17 protein-coding genes are annotated in these 19,027 nt (G+C 51.2%); 9 read left to right on the top strand and 8 right to left on the bottom strand.

What is annotated here, in order from left to right; translation table 11 throughout:
- Positions 1-101: 101 nt before the first annotated feature.
- The gene (locus BM200_RS21135; RefSeq protein ID WP_091188620.1) at positions 102-1,352 is read right to left on the bottom strand and encodes an MFS transporter; all 1,251 of its coding nucleotides are present in this window, start codon (positions 1,350-1,352) and stop codon (positions 102-104) included.
- A 128-nt stretch (positions 1,353-1,480) separates the two neighbouring features.
- Between BM200_RS21135 and BM200_RS21130 the strand changes: the two genes are divergently transcribed.
- The gene (locus tag BM200_RS21130) at positions 1,481-1,843 is read left to right on the top strand and encodes a DUF423 domain-containing protein (protein WP_091188619.1); all 363 of its coding nucleotides are present in this window, start codon (positions 1,481-1,483) and stop codon (positions 1,841-1,843) included.
- A gap of 150 nt (positions 1,844-1,993) precedes the next feature.
- A complete protein-coding gene (locus BM200_RS21125) occupies positions 1,994-4,234 on the top strand; it encodes a hypothetical protein (RefSeq protein WP_091188618.1) in 2,241 nt (746 codons plus the stop codon).
- An 84-nt stretch (positions 4,235-4,318) separates the two neighbouring features.
- Here BM200_RS21125 and BM200_RS21120 read toward each other — a convergent pair whose 3' ends face one another.
- A complete protein-coding gene (locus BM200_RS21120; protein ID WP_091188617.1) occupies positions 4,319-4,597 on the bottom strand; it encodes a DUF2277 domain-containing protein in 279 nt (92 codons plus the stop codon).
- A 184-nt stretch (positions 4,598-4,781) separates the two neighbouring features.
- Complete coding sequence (locus BM200_RS21115; protein ID WP_091188616.1) at positions 4,782-5,411, bottom strand: YfbR-like 5'-deoxynucleotidase; 630 nt, start codon at positions 5,409-5,411, stop codon at positions 4,782-4,784.
- Positions 5,412-5,605: 194 nt separating this feature from the next.
- On the opposite strand from BM200_RS21115, the gene BM200_RS21110 reads away from it, so the two are divergent.
- The 4 genes from BM200_RS21110 to BM200_RS21095 all read left to right on the top strand — a co-directional run bounded on the left by BM200_RS21110 (position 5,606) and on the right by BM200_RS21095 (position 11,962).
- Positions 5,606-6,856, top strand: coding sequence for a saccharopine dehydrogenase NADP-binding domain-containing protein (locus tag BM200_RS21110; RefSeq protein ID WP_091188615.1), 1,251 nt, complete (start codon positions 5,606-5,608; stop codon positions 6,854-6,856).
- A gap of 22 nt (positions 6,857-6,878) precedes the next feature.
- Positions 6,879-7,748 (top strand): polyamine aminopropyltransferase, encoded by an 870-nt coding sequence (speE, locus tag BM200_RS21105; RefSeq protein ID WP_091188614.1) that lies wholly within the window; start codon positions 6,879-6,881, stop codon positions 7,746-7,748.
- Positions 7,749-7,936: 188 nt separating this feature from the next.
- Complete coding sequence (locus BM200_RS21100) at positions 7,937-10,717, top strand: glycoside hydrolase family 3 C-terminal domain-containing protein (protein WP_091188613.1); 2,781 nt, start codon at positions 7,937-7,939, stop codon at positions 10,715-10,717.
- A gap of 87 nt (positions 10,718-10,804) precedes the next feature.
- Positions 10,805-11,962 carry a YecA family protein gene (locus tag BM200_RS21095; protein WP_091188612.1) on the top strand — a complete coding sequence of 386 codons (1,158 nt, stop codon included), beginning with the start codon at positions 10,805-10,807 and terminating at the stop codon, positions 11,960-11,962.
- 219 nt (positions 11,963-12,181) lie between these two features.
- Here BM200_RS21095 and BM200_RS21090 read toward each other — a convergent pair whose 3' ends face one another.
- A complete protein-coding gene (locus BM200_RS21090) occupies positions 12,182-13,039 on the bottom strand; it encodes a hypothetical protein (protein ID WP_091188611.1) in 858 nt (285 codons plus the stop codon).
- 119 nt (positions 13,040-13,158) lie between these two features.
- Here BM200_RS21090 and BM200_RS21085 point away from each other — a divergent pair, with 119 nt between their 5' ends.
- Positions 13,159-13,389 carry an alpha/beta hydrolase gene (locus tag BM200_RS21085; protein WP_091188610.1) on the top strand — a complete coding sequence of 77 codons (231 nt, stop codon included), beginning with the start codon at positions 13,159-13,161 and terminating at the stop codon, positions 13,387-13,389.
- Positions 13,390-14,246: 857 nt separating this feature from the next.
- Here the strand turns inward: BM200_RS21085 and BM200_RS21080 are convergent.
- A complete protein-coding gene (locus BM200_RS21080) occupies positions 14,247-15,131 on the bottom strand; it encodes a LysR family transcriptional regulator (RefSeq protein WP_091188609.1) in 885 nt (294 codons plus the stop codon).
- Between the two features lie 132 nt (positions 15,132-15,263).
- Between BM200_RS21080 and BM200_RS21075 the strand changes: the two genes are divergently transcribed.
- Positions 15,264-16,511 (top strand): MFS transporter, encoded by a 1,248-nt coding sequence (locus BM200_RS21075; protein ID WP_175532947.1) that lies wholly within the window; start codon positions 15,264-15,266, stop codon positions 16,509-16,511.
- A gap of 62 nt (positions 16,512-16,573) precedes the next feature.
- Here BM200_RS21075 and BM200_RS21070 read toward each other — a convergent pair whose 3' ends face one another.
- Entirely contained in the window at positions 16,574-16,942 is a 369-nt protein-coding gene (locus BM200_RS21070; RefSeq protein WP_091188607.1) for a winged helix-turn-helix transcriptional regulator, read from the bottom strand.
- Positions 16,943-17,079: 137 nt separating this feature from the next.
- Between BM200_RS21070 and BM200_RS21065 the strand changes: the two genes are divergently transcribed.
- Complete coding sequence (locus tag BM200_RS21065) at positions 17,080-17,433, top strand: DoxX family protein (RefSeq protein ID WP_091188606.1); 354 nt, start codon at positions 17,080-17,082, stop codon at positions 17,431-17,433.
- A gap of 61 nt (positions 17,434-17,494) precedes the next feature.
- Here BM200_RS21065 and BM200_RS21060 read toward each other — a convergent pair whose 3' ends face one another.
- Positions 17,495-18,007: a DUF302 domain-containing protein gene (locus tag BM200_RS21060; RefSeq protein ID WP_091188605.1), complete on the bottom strand. Its 513-nt coding sequence runs from the start codon at positions 18,005-18,007 to the stop codon at positions 17,495-17,497.
- A gap of 80 nt (positions 18,008-18,087) precedes the next feature.
- Positions 18,088-18,942 carry a LysR family transcriptional regulator gene (locus tag BM200_RS21055; RefSeq protein ID WP_091188604.1) on the bottom strand — a complete coding sequence of 285 codons (855 nt, stop codon included), beginning with the start codon at positions 18,940-18,942 and terminating at the stop codon, positions 18,088-18,090.
- Positions 18,943-19,027: the final 85 nt, after the last annotated feature.

The following is a 19,027-nucleotide window of genomic DNA, read 5'->3' as shown; positions in this document are numbered from 1 at the left end:
AAAGTGGACTTAACGATGTGCAGCGTCGTTAAATCAGCCTCGGCAGACCAAAAAGCAAGGCTTAACGATGCGCGGCATCGTTAAGCCTTGCTTCAACATGGTCAATTAGGCTGCGATTCCTTCTTCTCCCGGAACAGAAGATAGAAGAGGAGAGAGGCGGTTACATAGAGAAGGCCTGTGATGCTGAACGTAATCGCATAACCCCAATAGTAGCCATGGGATGTGATGATATGGGATTGGACCGGCCCCATGGTAGCCCAGCCAAGCATAAAGGCGGTTTGCATGACCGAATTGGCCAAGCTTTGATTACGAGCCGAGACCCGGTTCATAAGTGTCGCAGACAGAAGCGGATTGGCGGCGTTCATCAAAGCCTGCCGGAATAAGAAGCTGATCGAAGCGACAAGCAGCATATTCGTAAAGCCGGTAATAAGCAGGAACGGGAGCGACAGCGTCTGGAAAATTACGATCGCCTTCACCTGTCCGATCCGGCTGGCCAGCGATGGACCAATAAGCATGGAGAAGATGGTCATCACCTGTCCAAGCGAGAGCAGGAAGCTCATGCCGCTAAGCGAGACCTCGAAGCGGTTCGTAAAATACAGGTTCAGATAAGGGATGACCAGCCCGGAGCCTATGCCGATGAGCAGCTCTACGGCTGCAAATGCGGCAATAAAGCGGAACTCTTTTTTTACCGGAGCGGGTTGAGGCAAGGCTGCATGCTGGTTTTCCTCCGTTTTGTCTGTCCTCTTGCTCTCCCTCATCGCCTGCAGCGGCAGGAATGCTCCGATCGTGGCGATACTGCCAGCCAGAAGGACAAGCTTGAACGAGAGCAGCTCGCTTACCCCGGCATCCTGCAGCACATCGGAAATGACACCGCCGCCAAGACTGCCGGCCACTTGGGCCGCCAGCACAAATGCGGAGTAGATGCTGAAGATGCGCAGCCGGTCTGCCTTGGCCACATTGTCCGCAAGGAAAGGGATGGCGAGTACCTGAAGGACGGTTGCGAAGATTCCGGTCAGAACCGCCATTGTCAGCAAGCTGCTCTCCGATTCGAACAAGGAACGTCCGGCAAGGACAATTCCGCTGCATAAGGCTCCGATGAGGAGTAACCGTTTGCGGCTGGTGCGGTCGCCAAATAGGCCAATGGGGATGAAGCAGACCGCCGTGGCAAGCGACTGCATGCTGACGACCGTCCCGCTCATGGCGTCGGGGTAGCCCAGCTCGTGGATATATAAGTTGTAGAGTACCGAGAACAAGCCTGTTCCGAATTGATATAACATGTTCGACAGAAAGAAGAGACGGATGTTGCGGGACCAGCCCTTCCACTCCGCCGTAGTAGATTGAAACCATTTCATAATGTAAGTGTGCCTCCCGATGCTATTCCAACCTACAACGATACTACCCGGCAGGCCGTAAAGCAATCGGAAATTATTGTGGAACATGATATGCTAGAGGAAGAAAATTCAAGAGAAGAGGGAATGGGATGCAAACGTTTGTTGTGCTTGGATGTATTCTGATGGCCGTAGCGGTTGCGATTGGCGCGTTTGGCGCACATGCGCTGAAGAGCAAGATTGAACCGGACAAGCTTAAAGTGTATGAGACTGGCGTGCAGTATCATATTATTCACGCGCTCGGATTAATCGGAGTGGGGCTCTTGGCAGACCGTTATCCGGACTCCGGGATGATCGTTACGGGAGGTTGGCTCCTGGCAGTGGGAATCGTGCTGTTCTCTGGTAGTCTATACGTTTTAAGTTTGAAAAGAGTGCGCCTGCTTGGTCCGGTTACGCCGCTTGGCGGTCTGTCCTTTATGATCGGCTGGGTGCTGATTGCGATTGGCGTGTTGTAGTGGGGGGACCGGCCTGAGGAGGCCGGTTTTTTTAATTTAAAGGAATTACGGGATTGTACAGTAATTCGTTTATTTCACAATAGACCGGTCAGCCGGGGCATGTTAACGTACCTTCAACAAGCATTAGCTGCTTAAGGAAGGGGTATATTGATGAGGTCAATTGTGACTTATGCCGGCAGCGTAACGAAATATAAAGGCAGTGAAATACGGGAGTCCTTCGATATTCCACTTCATTGCGAAGCCGAAAATCAAACCGCTCTAAGCCGGGATTGGTCTGTACAAGTAAGTATCGAAGGCAGCGTTGACCATCCGGATGGCCAGATACTGACTGCACAATTCCAGTCGCATGACGTCTCGGACGAATCCGCTGTTGCATTGTCTTTTCTATGGAGCGGATGGTCTGCGCAAAATTATGTCTTGGTGCCGGGCGCCATATATGCCGGGAACCGGTTCGAAGTGCGCGAGTTGTCCTATGCCCCTTGCTGGTCGAGACTCGATGATATCGGACCCAATGTACCGAACCTGATTACGGATGTTCCTCGGTTGTCTAATAAGGAACAAGTTCCGTCTGCCTTCCATCTGCTGACCGGCGATGCGGCTACGCCTGCCGTAGGGATTATGGATCAAGCATCGGCAACCGGATGGCTGTTTGTTACGGAGCAGGGGACGGCGTTTGGGGACAGCTCGATCCATGTGGTAGAGAATGCTGACCGGAGCTCGGCACGAATCTCGTTCCAGACACCGGGAGTCCGGCCGTCCGTGAAATATGAGATGGCTACCACCAAAGTGCCTGGCACCGATAGAGGTCATGATTTTAAGCCGGGGGATACGGTAGAGCTCAGCTGCCGGATTTATCGGTTCTCTTGCCCAAATGTTCAGACCTTGTTCGAGCGGTTCGCAGCCGTCCGCCAGAAGGGGCAGCCTCAAGCTGCCTTGGCGCGAAGCCTGCCGTTCTCCGCAGCGTGGGAGATTCAGGAGCGGAAGTACAACGCGATGAACTGGAACGCTGAGCTTGGTTATTATGCGGTAGGCACAATTGATATGAAGCATCAGGATTGGCAGGTTGGCTGGGTAGGGGGAGGCATGTCGAGCCTCGCTTTGCTTCTTGAGGGCAGTGATCTTTCAGTAAGCCGAGCGCTTGATACGCTTCGCTTCCTGTTCAGCAGCCAGACGGAAGCGGGCTTCTTCCGTGGGGTCTGTTACAACGGACAATGGTATGGCGATGAATTTAACGATGCTCCGGATCGAAAGTATCCCGAGCAGTGGCACATTTTGCGCAAGAGCGCGGATGCATTGTATTTCATCATGAAGCATTTGATTGCCCTTAAGGAGGCGCGCCCCGACTATGTAATCCCCGGTGAATGGCTGGATGGAACAAGGAGGCTGGCGGATGCCTTCGTCCGGCTGTGGCACAAGTACGGTCAATTCGGGCAATGGGTTCATACCGGGACCGGAGATATCATCATCGGCGGTTCCGCAGGTGGAGGTATAGCTCCGGCAGGTCTGGCTCTTTGCGGGAAATACTTTAATGAAGACATATATATGGCTGTTGCCGAGCTGTCTGCGCGGCATTATTACCGGGAGTTTACCCTTCAGGGGTTTACGACAGGGGGGCCGGGGGAAATTTTGCAATGTCCGGACAGCGAGTCAGCCTTCGCTCTGCTTGAGTCCTATATGGTGCTGTATGAAACAAGCGGAGACTGGGATTGGATCCGAATGGCCGAAGAGGCAGCGCTTCAGGCGATGACCTGGTGCGTCTCTTATGATTTCAGCTTTCCAAAGGGCTCAACCTTTGAGCAGCTTGGCATCCGTACAACGGGTTCCGTTATTGCTAACGTGCAGAATAAGCATAGCGCTCCGGGGATTTGTACGTTGTCCGGTGATTCGTTACTCAAGCTGTACCGGGCAACGGGCAATAATGATTATTTGGAGCTGCTGAGGGAAATCGCCGGCCATTTGCCGCAATATTTGTCGCGGGCCGACCGCCCGGTCAGAGGCTGGGAAGGCTGGGATATGCCGCCCGGTTATATGAGCGAGCGGGTGAATATGAGCGATTGGGAGGGGAAGGACAACGTTGGCGAAGCGATCCCTTATTCCTGCTGGTGCGAAGTGTCTCTTATGCTGACCTATGCCGAGCTTCCGGGTATTTACGTCAATAAGACAACCGGCATCGTAACGGTGATCGATCAGGTCGAATGCAGCTGGGAAGAAAGCCCGTCCCGGAACTTACTCATTACCAATCCGACCGGCTTTCCGGCTGAGGTGAAGCTTCTGGCGGAAACGGAGGAAGAAGCAGCTCTGCCGCTTGGTTCATGCGGTTACTTGCAATGGAGCAGGATTAAGGTAGAGCCCGGGGAGACGAAACGGTTGAGTTTATTTGGTCATCATTGATTTTCATCCAACAAATTCTGGGTCTTCACAGAAGGGCAGCCTAAGCATCGCATGGAAGATGCTTAGGCTGCCCTTCAGGCGCATCTATTCGGAACCGTTGCCAAAACGCTTCGCGTTTCGAAGCCGCGCGCGCTCGATCTCGACCTCGCGATTGCGGGGCTCGGCATTCGTGACCAGCGACCCGAGCAGCTTGCGCGCCGCCTCCGTGACCTCCCCGATCGCCAGTTGAAATGCATCCTCATTTGCCTTAGACGGCGTGTTGAATCCAGACAACTTGCGGACGAACTGGAGCGCTGCCGCCTGAATTTCCTCGTCGGTTGCCGGCGGATCGAAATTATACAGCGTCTTAATATTTCGGCACATAAAGCTTCCCCTTTCGGTTGTCCAGCGTTGCTTTTATGATACTACATCGGCTGCGGCCGGGCCAGCCGGGTTCTTGCCGCTCCATGCTCATCGCGCCGGACCATGGGGATATGTAAGCTAAATAAAAAAGCCAGCCGCGACAGGCTGGCTTTTTGCATTTTTGGATAGTAGTAAAAAGGGGGAGTTACTCCGCCAAAGCTTCTCTTGTAATCTGCGCGATATCAATCGGGGATTTAACGCCTTGGCTGACGAGGTCGGGGAGGATGTGCGCCAGGAAGTAATCGACACAATGAAGCTTGATTTCTTTTATTTTAATTAAGGCGGACCGGTACATCACAATAAATTCTTTTTCTGTATTTCCAAGCTGCAGCTCAATGAAAGCTTCATAGATCTGATCCAATTTGTCCGCCACTTCAAGGATTTGACCCTCCACGGACTGGTCTTTGCCCTCGCGCAGCTGCCGGCGGAACATGGGCTTGAACTCCTCCGGAATATGCTCATCGATAAAATGGGCAACCATTCCTTCCTCCACCTGCAGCAGCATGGAACGGAGCTCCATGGAATGATGCTTGACGGGTGTCTTGATATCTCCGATAAAGATTTCGCCGTAGTCATGGCTGCTCGTAATTTCATAGAGCTTCTTCCAATCCACGGCAACACCGTTCATTTCCTCAATATCCGCTAATGTCTTCGCATATTGAATAACCTTCCAGGAATGCTCCGCAACGCTATGGTCTTGAAATTTGAATTTCCCCGGGCAGCGAATGATTCTTTCAAGGTCGGTCAACGACTGAAAGTACGTATGAATTCCCATGTGCTAAAATTCCTTTCTTGGAACAGGGTAGTTATATTCTGCTGCACAACTCCAGTATATATCCGAATTGTTAGTGGATCGTTAACGTCATTTGGGGATTTCTGGTTTGCAAAAAAATGATAGATTCTATAGGTCATCGAATAGTTCGTCCCTCCCTCCTTTGAATACCTTGAATAAAAGGAGTTGAGGTACAGGTGAATCAAAGATTAGGGCTTACGATTCTAGGGAGTGGAGGAGGTGTGGCCAAATCGGTTCTCGCGATCGTTGACAAGGCCTTCCAGGACCCGAATGATCCGATTCATGCGTTCGTTCGCCAGGCGGATCTGCATTTGGTGGACAAGATACAGAAGGAAGAGTCTTATTACAAGTTGTTTATTCCGCATGTCGGCTTCAGGCTGCATCAGTTTGATTTGGGCAACATGAACCGCTTCCGCCAGCATCTGACGGATACGAAGACAACTGTCGTTATTGATGTGTCTTGGGCAGATACAGTGGAAATGCTGCAATGCTGCGATGAGCTTGGGGTTATGTATATCAATACGGCACTGGAGAACACGATGGTGGATGAAAAAGAGGAGCTGGAGGGCTTTACGCTGCTCGAGCGCTATCGCATCTTCGAAGAGAACAGAGGGCGCTTTACGCATACGAAGGCGATTATCGGCTCGGGCATGAATCCCGGCGTTGTGCAATGGATGGCGCTCAGCATGCTGGAGCAAGGATCAGGCGAGCTTCCGCTTGGCATTTATATTGTAGAGCAGGACGATTCGTTTTATGCGGATCCATCCAAGGTTCAGAAGAAAACGGTCTATTCGACGTGGTCGCCGGAATGTTTTCTGGATGAAGCGATTCTGAACTATCCCATGCTGATGAAGCAGCATATGCCGATGTTTCTGTATCACGATGTGTATGAGCTGGAATTCAAAGTGCTGCTAGGGGACAAACAGTTCTATGGCTGCCTGATGCCGCATGAAGAGGTGATTACGCTAGGCAAAGCCTTCGATATGGAGTTTGGCTTCATCTATCGGGTAAACGATCATACGACAGATATAATCAAGGCGAATCTGGCTAACGCCAATGATCTGTGGAACTGGAAGCACCAAGTGCTGGATCCGCTGGATGGCGAGCTGATCGGATCCGACATGGTGGGAGTACTGCTTGTCTACAAGGATAAGGAACGGTACATGTACAATGTCATGAGCAATAAGGAAGTGTTTGCCGAGTATAAGACTAATGCGACCTATTTCCAGGTAGCCTGCGGCATTTATGGAGCGTTGTCGACGCTGCTGCTGGATGATATACCAGACGGCGTTTATTTCGTAGACGAGCTGCTGCTTCAGACGGATTCCGGTTACGGTCAGTACTTGTCGTATTATATGAAGCATTTTGTGACAGGCGAGAACAGCGGATCGGACGGGCTGCTGCTTGACCGGTTGAAAAAAATATGATGGTTGGTGGGATGAAAAAATAATGAATAAGGGATCGTTAACAGGATTTCATAAAGAAAACAATGAGGAAGTCTGGCTGTGGGACGATCTTCCGGAGTTGGATATGGAAGTCGGCTATAAGGTGAAAGCACTGCTGCACTACGAGCAATCCCCTTTTCAGGAGATAAGCATCGTCGAGACAAAAGGCTTTGGGCGCATGCTTGTGTTGGACGGGACCCCTCAAGTGACCTCGAAGGACGGCTTTATATATAACGAAATGATTACGCATATTGCGATGACGACTCATGCCGAACCGAAACGGGTAGCCATGATCGGAGGCGGCGATTGCGGGCCGGCCCGCGAAGCACTGAAGTATGACAGCGTTCAGCAGATTGAAGTTGTTGAAATTGATGAACGAGTGATTGAGGTATGCCGGGCATGGTTGACGAAGGAGCCTGACTCGGACAAAATCCAAACGACTTATAAAGACGGCTACGCTTGGATCCAGGGGCAGAAAAATAAATGGGACGTCCTGCTGGTCGACCGTTCGGACCCTTACGGACCGGCTGTCAGCTTGTATAAGCCGCAATTTTATCAGAATGTGTACGACAGTCTGACGAAGGATGGCATTGCGGTGTTCCAATCCGGTTCGCCGTATTATAATCTTAGCAGCTTGAGCAAAACAATCGGCAATCTGGAGAAGCTGTTTCCCATTGTGCACACCTATTTATGTACCATTCCTTCGTTTCCCGGCGGCATATGGAGCTTCACCATTGCTTCGAAAACATGGGATCCGCTCGCGGCTGATCTGAATCGTTTGCAGTGGCAGACCGCCAAATATATCAACCCTGACATCTTTCAGGCAAGCTTTGTGCTTCCGTCTTATATCAAACAGATTATAGAAAAATCATAATGCTGCATGCGTCGGCATCATTGGAACAACACATTTATATGTGTTGTTCTTTTTTGGACATCATTACCGGTGAATAATGCAATAAATAAGGGAAAATAGTTGAATGTTTATTATGTTTTCGTGATATAGAATTTGATATGATAATACATAGCAATTATAGATGTAGAAACTGATTAGGAGAAAATAGAATGAATACACATGGCATTCCATTAGAAGGTTTTGCGGCGTTCAGCAGAAAGGTAGCGGCCGAAGGCGCGGTTCTGCTCAAGAACGACGGACAAGTGCTTCCGATTCAGGCGGGCGAAAGCGTTGCAATCTTTGGCCGGACGCAGGTGAACTACTACCGCAGCGGTACAGGATCAGGCGGCAGCGTTAATGTAACCCATACGACGAATCTGCTCGGCGGTATGCGCAGCAAGAAGAACGTGAAGGTGAACGAAGAACTGGCAGCCGTGTATGAACAGTGGATTGAGCAAAATCCGTTTGATAACGGCGGAGGCGGATGGGCAGCGGAGCCTTGGCATCAGAAGGAAATGCCTTTGACGGCGGAGCTGGTATCGAGGGCAAGAAGCCAATCGGACAAGGCAATAGTTGTCATCGGACGTACGGCTGGTGAGGATCAGGACAATGCGGTGAAGCCGGGCAGCTACCTGCTGACGGAAGAAGAACTCGATATGCTGAAGGTTGTTGCCGAGCATTTTGAGCAGACGGCTGTTGTGTTGAATGTATCCAACATTATCGATATGAGCTGGTTGAACGCATCAGAAATGAAATCGATTCCAGCCGTTATATACGCTTGGCAGGGCGGTATGGAGGGCGGCAATGCCATTGCCGATGTTCTGGCGGGCGATGTAACTCCAAGCGGTAAACTGACGGATACCATTGCTTATTCCATCGAGGATTATCCGTCTACTCGCAATTACGGCAATGAGTTGAACAATCGGTATGAAGAAGATATTTATGTCGGGTACCGTTACTTCGAAACCTTTGCCCCGGAGAAGGTTCAATTCGAATTTGGCTATGGCCTGTCCTATACGACCTTCACGAGCACGCCTGAACAGGCAAAGCTGGTTGATAGAGAGGGCAAGGCATATATCGAGCTTGGCGTAAAAGTCACGAATACAGGCGCGGTCTTCGCCGGCAAAGAAACGGTACAGGTTTATTATGAGGCGCCGCAAGGACAGCTGGGCAAACCGGCGAAGGCATTGGCGGCATTCGCCAAGACGAAGGAGCTTCAGCCGGGAGAATCGCAGTGGCTTACATTAAGCTTCCCGGTACACGCGATGGCTTCCTATGATGATTCAGGTGTAACGGGTTACTCTTCGGCTTATGTATTGGAAGCCGGAACGTACCGTATTTTCGCCGGAAATAGCGTGAAGAAGGCTGCGGCGGTGGCCGTTGACGGGAAGGACGGCTACATTGTTGAAGCTCTTCAGCTGGTGGAGCAATTAGAGGAGGCGATGGCGCCGACAGTCAGCTTCTCGCGTATGATGCCGGGTGCTAAGAAGGAAGACGGCACTTATGAGCAGGTCTTTGCCGAAGTGCCGGTTCGCAAGATTTCGCTCGCGGAACGGATCGAGAAGAACCTCCCTGTGACGCTTGAACAGACGGGCAATCAAGGCTACAAGCTGCAGGATGTTGCGGATGGCAAAGTAAGCATGGAAGCTTTTGTCGCGCAGCTTAGCGATGATGATCTGGCGGCGATTGTCCGCGGTGAGGGCATGTCCAGCCCGAAGGTAACACCGGGCACGGCGTCGGCCTTTGGCGGCGTAAGCGAGAATCTGCTTGGCTACGGCATTCCGGTTGCCTGCACAGCGGACGGTCCGTCCGGCATCCGCATGGACAGCGGGCATAAGGCGACACAGGTAGCGATCGGTACGCTGCTCGCGGCAACCTGGAACATAGAGCTGATTGAAGAACTGTACGTGATGGAAGGGCGCGAGCTGCTGAGCAATGATATCGACGCTCTCCTTGGACCGGGTCTTAATATCCGCCGCAGTCCGCTGAACGGCCGCAACTTCGAATACTTTTCCGAGGATCCGCTGATTTCCGGTGCGTTCGCGGCAGCATGCACACGCGGGATTATGAAAGGCGGCTCGAATGCGACGCTCAAGCATTTTGCCTGCAACAATCAGGAGCAATACCGTCACCGTGTGAATGCGGTCGTATCGGAGCGGGCTCTTCGTGAAATTTATTTGAAGGGCTTCGAGATCGCGGTGAAGGAAGGCGGAGCGAATTCAATCATGACCTCCTATAACCCGATTAACGGGCATTGGGCAGCATCGAGCTATGATCTGAACACCACGATTCTTCGCGGCGAATGGGGCTTCAAGGGCATCGTCATGACGGATTGGTGGGCCGTTATGAATGATGTTGTTGATGGCGGTCAGGCTGACCGCAAGTTCACGAACTGGATGGTCCGTTCCCAGAACGATCTGTATATGGTCGTCTCGAATTACGGCGCAGAATCCAATGTGTGGAGAGACAATACGATTGAATCGCTGGAGAACGGAACGCTCACCCGCGGCGAGCTTCAGCGCAGTGCAATGAACATCTGCGATTTCATTATGAAAGCTCCGGTATTCTCGAGAGCGCTGGTGACAGAAGAGAAGGCGGAGCGGTTTGAGCCGGCAGTTGAGTTATTCTCCTCGGCCTCCGTGCAGTCGCTTGCTGACAATAATCAGGTGAAATTCACGGCGGATGAGCCGGTTGTGATGAAGGTCGGGCAAAGCGGCGTTTACCGGATTACGGTACATCTGATGTCGACTGAGTTCGCTTGGGCGCAAAGCGCATGCAATGTGTTGATCAATGGCGAGCTGATGACCACCGTCCAAACAAACGGTACCGAAAGCGCTTGGATCCGCCAGAAGCTGGTGAAGGTGGAGCTTCCGGCAGGCCTGTATGAGCTGAAGCTGGATTTCGTGAAGCCGGGAATGCAGATTGACTGGATCGAGTTCGTGCAAATTTGATATTCATCATCCGTCCGTGTATGGTAGAAGCAGCAAAGGTAAAGGACAGTTTACTGAAATCATACATTAAAGGAATGGTGTGCAGCCTTGGAATTATTAATGAAAGAATTGCAGCAGATGAACATTCAATATGCGATTAAAGGCGAGGTTAAGACCAGACTGGCCGAGATTCTGCCGCTTCTGACGAAAGAGAAGTTGAATATGCTTGCCGGCAATTACGAGATCAAAGGACGCTCCAAGCTGAAGAAGCAGGAGCTGGCGGATGCCGTCCAAGCAGCAATCGTTGATGTACGGGAGCTAAATATGGCCTTGCTGCTCGCTACTTCGAAGGAATGGGAGCTGTTGCAGAAGCTTCTTTCCGTTCCTTACCTGCAGGATGACGCGATGTTGCCCGGAGCCTATTTCTTCCTCATGAATACAGGGTTATTCTACTCCTTCTACGATCAGGACAAGCTGTATTATGTTCTGCCTGAGGAAGTGAAAGAGGCGTATGCGAAGGTCGTTGGACCAACGCTTCTGAAGGAGCGCGAGCGCATACAGCATGTTGGCACCTACATTCTTGCTGCCATGAATTTATACGGCTTATGCCCGTTTGAGCAATTTATCGCCATCTATAACGCACAGAATGAAGAGCAGCTGGATGAGGCGGAGTTTACCCGCGTTAGTGAGTTGCTCACAAGACGGGAGCAGAGCTGGCATGTGGCAGATGGCAGACTGATTGCTGATTATTATGATAATGACAATCAGGAGGAGCTGGAAGAGCTGCTGGCGAACGTTGCGGATAAACCGTACTACATTCCGAGCAAACAAGAGTTCTTGCAATATGCGGAGTATGGCTATTACGAGGAAACGCCTCAACTGGCGGGGCTCGAGCAATATATTTTGCAGTATCTGTGCAAGGATAAAGGTCTTGTCCAGGACCTGATCTCGGAGATTCAATTCAACTGCTCGATGGGAAGACCAATTGAAGAAATCATGATGGGCTTCGAGGATCGGAAAATTGAGATCCCAACCAGAGAGCAGCTGGAGATGGTCATTCATTTGGTCATCAATGTGTACAATAACACCCGGATGTGGTCGAATGCCGGGTTCAAGCCTGTCGAATTAGGGTCGGACAGCCCGGGAGCCGATCCTATACGAAATATCGTCCCTCTTAAGCAGCAGCAAGCCGTATCGGCCAAAGTCGGCCGAAACGAGCCATGCCCTTGCGGCAGCGGGAAAAAATATAAGAAGTGCTGCGGTTAATTAAGCAGCTATAACAGCCACATCCGATATCGGATGTGGCTGTGTTTGTTTTTCGCCGAATGGAGGAAATTGGAGCAGGTATGTCGAAATTTAAGGGAAATTAGGGAAATTTGTAGGATGGCATTTGGAAAATGAAGAGCAGGAGAGCCGGGCTCGAAGCAGCGGTAGGCAAATTTAAGCTGTAGGTTATAACAGAGCATCTATAATAAAGCCCGGCCTCTATGGCCGGGCTTCTTCGTAATAGACCTGCAGCGTGCTTAAGGAATGAACAATGCGTTCAATGACAGCTGGGGTTTGAAAATATTTGCGGTGGGACATTGGCGTCCAGCTTAGCAGGCCCGGGCATTTCACTTCGATATCCTCGGTAACGACCATTTTATATCGATCATTTAATGGCTTGATCGGATAGGCAATTACATCATCGGTATCATAAAAGTTCACCCATTCCCCTATGCCAAGCCCTTGGAGCGGAGGGGCAGGAACAGCAATCGGGACACCAAAGTCCTCAAACCGCAAAGCCCATACGGCAAGCGGACTGCCCAGGGTATACAAATGAGTCAGGGTCTCGCCCCGCCCAAGCCCGGAGCTGCTCGCCCCGATGACCTCTGAAGCTTTGGCTGTCAGCTTGCCATTCTGTAGATCGTAGAAAAAGTTGCTGGCAATGATTGAACCCAAGCTGTGGGCAATAATGCAGAGCGGAGCATCTTGTCCCGCTTTCTCGGTCAGACGCTGCAGACAGACGGCGAAACGCCGGTGAATCTCGTCGTAAATATAATCATCGGGGGACGGATCATACTCCCGGGGAATAGCCTGATAGGCGATTGCTTCGCCTAGTTGGTTAACGAAGAAGGGACGCAGCCTGAGCCATTTGGCCCAGCGGAGCCTTTTCTCCTGAATCCGATTCCATAATTTTGCTTCCAGCCGGTTCACAATATCTCCCCAGTAAATACCCTCTACATGTAAGTTGACTTCCGGATTGACGACAGCCATTTGCGCGCTTAGATTTTTGGCCAACTCGGCGTAAAAATCTTCCCTGCTCTGACCGATCCCATGGATGACAGCAACGGCAATATTCATGGGGACAACCCCTTCCTATACGGAGATCATACTTTAATGTATTCGCATACATCTGTTTTCGTTAAAACGGTGAGGGTGAATTAGACGAATGCACGCAGGGAAGCCGTCTTCCGGAATCCTTGCAGCGGCTGCAGCAGACCGGCAAGCTGCACGATATCTCGCTGTATAGTGGCGTGGGCCCGGATGAGAAGCCTAATATGGTTGCGGATTCGAAACAGCTGAACGAGCTGGTCGAACCGTATCAGGCAGACGGCCTGCGGCACAGGTACCGGTTGTTTGAAGGGGAAGGGCATGTATCGGTTGTCCATCCCATGATTAGCGATATGCTGCGATTTATATTGCGGAGCTAGGAAGGGTATGGCTGGAGTTAGTTCAGCTTATACGAAAACGGCGTTCGGTGCCGCGTTTTGAACCGAAGGATGTGCCGGTTGATCTAGTGTTGGAGCTGGAGCTGGGGCTGCTTGATGCAGGGTGGGTGCCTCGAATTATCACATGACGCAGCCTTGGCGGTTCATTATCAGCTATGCCGTCTAAATCCCAATTGCGCAGCCGCGCATACCGGCGTTAGATCGGAGCCCTCATTATTGAGGGCTTTTTATATTTTTCTATAGAGAAGCGCTTATCTAAGCGCGCGATCATCGAAGAAAACGGCAATAAAGCACGCATTATTGTGTGTATGAGCCGCCGTACCAAGGAGATCCAATTGTGACTACGTTGGAGTAGATGCAGGAAAACAAGCACGAATAGCCCCAGTAACCTTCTTTTTGAAAGATTATGCTGGATAAGATCCAGCGTAGAGGCCATGAAGCATCAGGAGGGAGCAAATCTACTGGAGCCGATCCAACGTATGGTGCGGGCAGACGAAGATATGGTCCCTAAAGGGCCTTAAGTGCAGAAAATCACTGGTCAGAAGAGACGATAAGGTCCCTTGGGGACCTTAAAGCAGGTTGGAGGCGGACAAACATGCCAAGTCTCAGCTGTTGATTGACTAATAAGGTCCCTAAAGGGCCTTAAATGCAGGAGATCACTGGCTAGAAGAGACGATAAGGTCCCTTGGGGACCTTAAAGCAGGTTGGAGGCGGACAAACATGCCAAGTCTCAGCTGTTGATTGACTAATAAGGTCCCTAAAGGGCCTTAAATGCAGGAGATCACTGGCCAGAAGTGACTTTAAGGACCCTTGGGGACCTTAAAGCAGCGGCGGCGGGGCTACAGCTTTCCGAAGAAGCTGATCGCAAAGTCGCGGAAATGGACGGCAGCCTGAGACAGGTAATGCTTCCGGTTCCAGGCGATGCCGAAGGTGCGGCGGCAGGTGGGATCGGTGATCTTAAGCTGCACGGTACCGGGGCTGGATGCCCGATTGCCCAGTGACAGCGGAAGGGTGAAGGTAATTCCAAGACCCATCTCGACCAGTGTCTGAATGGAGCTGACCTCCTCGAGCTCGAAGGCAACATGGGGCTCGAAGCCGGCTTTCCGGCAGAAGCCGTCCGTTATTTCGCGAAAGTTGGAGCGGGAGGAGAGCGCGATGAACGGCTCGTCCTCTGCTTCAATTAAAGAGATGCTCTCCCGCGAGGCAAAGCGATGCCCCTTGGGCACCGTCAAGCACAGCTCTTCCTCGGCAAGAGTCAGCCACTCGATGTCCGGTCCGTTAATTTGGGTCGTGGAGATGCAGAAGTCGATATCGGCGTTCTCCAGCTCGCTTCGCATCTCCAAGACGGAGCCCAGCTGCCGTTGTATGATCCGGATATGCGGATGCAGCGTCAGAAATTCCTTCAGCATCATGGGCAGCACATAGGGCAGCGTAACGGAGATCGAGACGGTACCATGCTCCAGCCCGGCCATATCCGTTATTTCCCGTTCGCCCTCTTCGAGCTCGAGAAAGGCGCGTTCGACGCGGCGAAGATAGGTTTTGCCGAAAGCATTCAGCTTCACATGCCTGCCCTGCCGCTCGAAGAGAGGGACGCCAAGCCGCTTCTCTAAACGGTTGATGGAGTTGCTGAGCGAGGGCTGCGAGACGTTCAGCTCCTTGGCGGCTTTCGTAATATGCTCATGCCGGGCGACGGCCTGAAAATATTTCAACTGGAGAAATTCCATGCGGGTTACGCTCCTCTATATAACTTTCATATGATGAATTCATTATAAAATAAGTATTATACTTTATGAATTTCTAATTTTATAATGATTCAACATATAGAAAGTTTCATTCGGGATTGGAGAGCGTTGACCTTGCTTAGAGAGAAAATTTGGACGAGAAACTTCGTCATTATTTGCGTGAGCAGTTTTTTTATGTTCTTGACCTTTTATGTGCTGACGACGGCCTTTCCGCTGTATGTCCGGGATAGTCTGCACGGCAACCAACAGCAGATGGGGCTGGTCATTACGATTTATGTGCTTGGCGGCGTGCTGATCCGGCCTTTCTCCGGCCAGTGGGTCGACCGCTTCGGCAAAAGAAAAATGGCGGTTATCGGGATGATTATTTTCCTCCTCGCTTGTCTGTGTTATTTCGGGACCAAAGGGATTATTCTATTCCTTATCATCCGCTTCATTCACGGCATGAGCTATGCCATCGCTTCAACAGCGATGAGTACCGTTGCCGCTACGATTGTTCCCGGCTCCCGGCAAGGGGAAGGGATGGGCTATTATACGATGTTCATGAGTATTGCGATGGTCGTTGGACCCGCGCTTGGACTCTTCCTATGGAAGGATAAGAACATCAACGTGCTGCTGCTTGCGATTTGTATCATTGCGGCCCTGTCTCTGGCGTTTGCGGTTGGACTTCGCATGCCGCGGGATAAAGGACCGGAGTCCGCTGAAGCTCAAACTGCTGACGCTGCAGCAGAGCTTGCCGCATCCCAGCCGGTGAAGAAGGGATGGCGCCTGAGCAGCTTCGTTGAGCCCGCTGCACTGCCGATCTCGCTGGTTGGTTTTATTCTTTCTTTTGCCTACAGCTCTTTATCCAGCTTTATGGCATCGTTCACCGAAGAAATTCACCAGTCTCAAGTGACGGGGACGTTCTTCATGGTGTTTGCGGTTATGATTGTTGCCTTCCGGCCTGTTATCGGCAAGGTGTTCGACCGTTATAAGGAGCATTACCTGTATTATCCGGGGATTGGCTTGTTTGCTGTTGGCATGTTCCTGCTCAGTCAGGCGCATTCTGCAGCTATGGTACTGTTTGCTGGTGTTATTATGGGGATCGGATACGGTGCCTTGCTGCCGTGCTTCCAGACGCTTGCCATCAAGCTGTCGCCTGAACACCGGCGGGGCAGTGCGAACGGAACCTTTTTCCTCATGTTTGACCTTGGTTACGGGCTCGGCTCGTATTTCATGGGCATGATCGCTTCGATCTCCGATTATCGGATGATGTACCTTGCGGCGGGAATCGTTACGCTTATCTGTGCCGGCGGTTACTACCTGCTGCATCATCGTCCGCGGGCCAAGCAGGCCTCCTATCATCAGAAAGCGAATGTCGCTTAATACGCCAAAAAATCCCCACTCGCGTGGGGATTTTTCTATTTCAGCTTATTGATTGATCCTGGTTAATCCTGAATTGCTTCCAGCGCCTGTACCTTCCGGTCATCCCCGTACAACTCATTTAAATGCTGCATATGAGAGGTACCCCAGTCATTCATGGCCTGCAAGAGAGGGCCCATTTTTAGTCCGTATTCCGTAATGGAATATTCGACCTTTGGAGGGATCTGCATATAAATTTTCCGGTGCACGATATCGTGGTATTCTAATTCCCTTAATTGGGAGGTCAACATTTTTTTCGTAATATTCGGCAATGCCCTTTGCAGTTCACTGAATCTCATCGTACCGCTTGTGAAGAGGTGATATAAAATGACGGGCTTCCACTTTCCGACCAGAATCTCTAATGCGGTCTCAACCGTGCTGCAGCTTTCCTCCACGTTACATCCTCCAATCCCAGACGGGGCTTAAGGTATCTTTTTGGATACTAGGTTTATTTGATGTGCCTACTTCCGCATTCAAACCCTTGGGTTTATTATATCGCTATAAACAAGACGTAATCAAGGAGGTCAAATCAATGAATATGGCATTATGGGCTGCACAGGTGCTGTTAGCTTTAATGTTTATCCCGGCGGGTGTGATGAAAACCTTCCAGCCTGATAAAGTAAGATCAACGATGCCGTGGGCGAAGGATGCTTCGAAAGGTCTTGTCGTTTTTATCGGCCTGTCGGAACTGCTTGGCGGACTAGGTTTAATTCTCCCGTGGGCAACGGACCTAGCGCCTGTCCTGACACCAATTGCTGCGCTTGGAATCGCAGTCATCATGCTTTTTGCAGCCATATTTCATGCAAGACGCGCTGAATACGGCAGCATCGGAATGAACGTCATTATGCTCGCGATCGCTATATTTGTAGCCATTGGCCGTTTCTAATCGGCCGTCAAAAGAAGGAGGGCACTGCGTAATGCAGTGTCCTCCTTCTTGGTTTATATCGTTACATGAGGATCGAGCGCACGACGCTGTAGATCTTGGCATCCAGCAGCTGTCCAAACGGTGCAAGGGCCGGCTGGTGGAGAGCGCCAAGGAATGAAGAGGGCCGGTCAAAGGAGATAAAGGCGCCATGCGGGCTGCCGTCATCGTACAGGGTGACCCGGAACGGAACGTACAGGCTGGCTCTTCGGTCAATTGCAAGGATGGGTTCAGCGATAAGCGGATTGCCGACCAGATAGAGACGGCTTTGCTTAATGCCGTTATGAAGGGACAGGAGCTCCCCCTGGTTTACTTCCGACAAAATCATCAGCCCATGCGGGCCTTCCGCCTGCTTGACGGCAGCCTGTACTTGTTCCCAAGTCGCCTGCTGCTGGACAAGCTGTCTTGCGAGCTCAGGCTCTAATCTTCCCATCTGTCGTTCGAATGCGGCAACAAGCGCTTCATAGCGTAGTCCTGTCGGTATATCTTCTCTTACGATCATCGCATAACCAGCCGTTATTGGCTCCCCGTGTCTCATCCGCGATCCTCCCTTTGTAATCGGATAAGGAGTCAGCAAAATAATTGTATGAGAATAGTAGAGCTCATATGACACTTGTATCAAGAAAGACCGAGCAGCTTGAGACCAAGCTGAACGCTGCCCTGATGCTGCTGGTCGGTTAAGTACGTTGCGTATGCCCGGATGGACGGCATATCGAAGGCACATGGCAGCTCAAACAAGCTATGCGAATCCAGATGAGGCTGTGCAATAGAGCGGGGCAGAAAGCCAAATCCTTCTCCTTGCAGAAGGATCGTCAGCATGATGGTGGAATGATCCGTCTCCAGGGCGGGAACATAGCCGGGGCCAACCAGCTCGGCGAACCATTCGGGAAAAGATGACCCCCACACATTGTGGCAGTAATCCGCTGACCGGAAATCTTCCTTCTCCACCTTACGAGCTCTTGGCTGCCTGGACACGAGGAGGATCTCATCCTCGAACAGCAGCTGCCTGATTACCTTCGGATGCTCGGGCGGATCAAACTTAATGGAGAGATGCACCATGCCATCGAGCAGAAGATCGCGGATCATATAGCCCGGGTCAATATTGCTTAAGAATTTTACGGCAACCTGCGGGTTGTCACGTCTAAAGGCGAGAATACGCGGCAAATACCAGTAATGCCAGACGGAGCCCGGACCGCTCAAGACAAGTGACTGCTCGAAGCTGTCCGACAGCGTCAGCTTGCTTTCCTCGAATAGTCGCAGCATCCTTTCCGCATAAGGGTAAAAAGCGATGCCTGCCCGTGTCAGGCTGACGTTCCGGTTATCCCGCTGGAACAGCTCCTTGCCGACAGCCGCCTCTAACGCTTTAATTCGTGCCGTTATGGCCGACTGGGAGATATGAAGATGCTCGGCGGCTTTTGTAAAGTTAAGAATTTGAGCGATCGCGATAAACGCTTCAAGTTGGGAGGAATCCATGCAAAACGTCCCTTTCGTCATCGAAAATATGAATTATAGTAACATATATTATTCGTTATACAAATGATAAACATGCCATTATGAT

Source organism: Paenibacillus catalpae (assembly GCF_900112695.1).
Lineage (GTDB): Bacteria > Bacillota > Bacilli > Paenibacillales > Paenibacillaceae > Pristimantibacillus > Pristimantibacillus catalpae.
The sequence above is the reverse complement of the archived record's forward strand: the minus strand, read 5'-3'. Positions and strand labels throughout refer to the sequence as shown.

Coding starts and splice junctions, on each gene's coding strand:
- BM200_RS21135 (WP_091188620.1), bottom strand. CDS start 1,352: ATGAAATGGTTTCAATCTACTACGGCGGAGTGGAAGGGCTGGTCCCGC.
- BM200_RS21130 (WP_091188619.1), top strand. CDS start 1,481: ATGCAAACGTTTGTTGTGCTTGGATGTATTCTGATGGCCGTAGCGGTT.
- BM200_RS21125 (WP_091188618.1), top strand. CDS start 1,994: ATGAGGTCAATTGTGACTTATGCCGGCAGCGTAACGAAATATAAAGGC.
- BM200_RS21120 (WP_091188617.1), bottom strand. CDS start 4,597: ATGTGCCGAAATATTAAGACGCTGTATAATTTCGATCCGCCGGCAACC.
- BM200_RS21115 (WP_091188616.1), bottom strand. CDS start 5,411: ATGGGAATTCATACGTACTTTCAGTCGTTGACCGACCTTGAAAGAATC.
- speE (WP_091188614.1), top strand. CDS start 6,879: ATGAATAAGGGATCGTTAACAGGATTTCATAAAGAAAACAATGAGGAA.
- BM200_RS21100 (WP_091188613.1), top strand. CDS start 7,937: ATGAATACACATGGCATTCCATTAGAAGGTTTTGCGGCGTTCAGCAGA.
- BM200_RS21090 (WP_091188611.1), bottom strand. CDS start 13,039: ATGAATATTGCCGTTGCTGTCATCCATGGGATCGGTCAGAGCAGGGAA.
- BM200_RS21080 (WP_091188609.1), bottom strand. CDS start 15,131: ATGGAATTTCTCCAGTTGAAATATTTTCAGGCCGTCGCCCGGCATGAG.
- BM200_RS21065 (WP_091188606.1), top strand. CDS start 17,080: ATGAATATGGCATTATGGGCTGCACAGGTGCTGTTAGCTTTAATGTTT.
- BM200_RS21060 (WP_091188605.1), bottom strand. CDS start 18,007: ATGAGACACGGGGAGCCAATAACGGCTGGTTATGCGATGATCGTAAGA.
- BM200_RS21055 (WP_091188604.1), bottom strand. CDS start 18,942: ATGGATTCCTCCCAACTTGAAGCGTTTATCGCGATCGCTCAAATTCTT.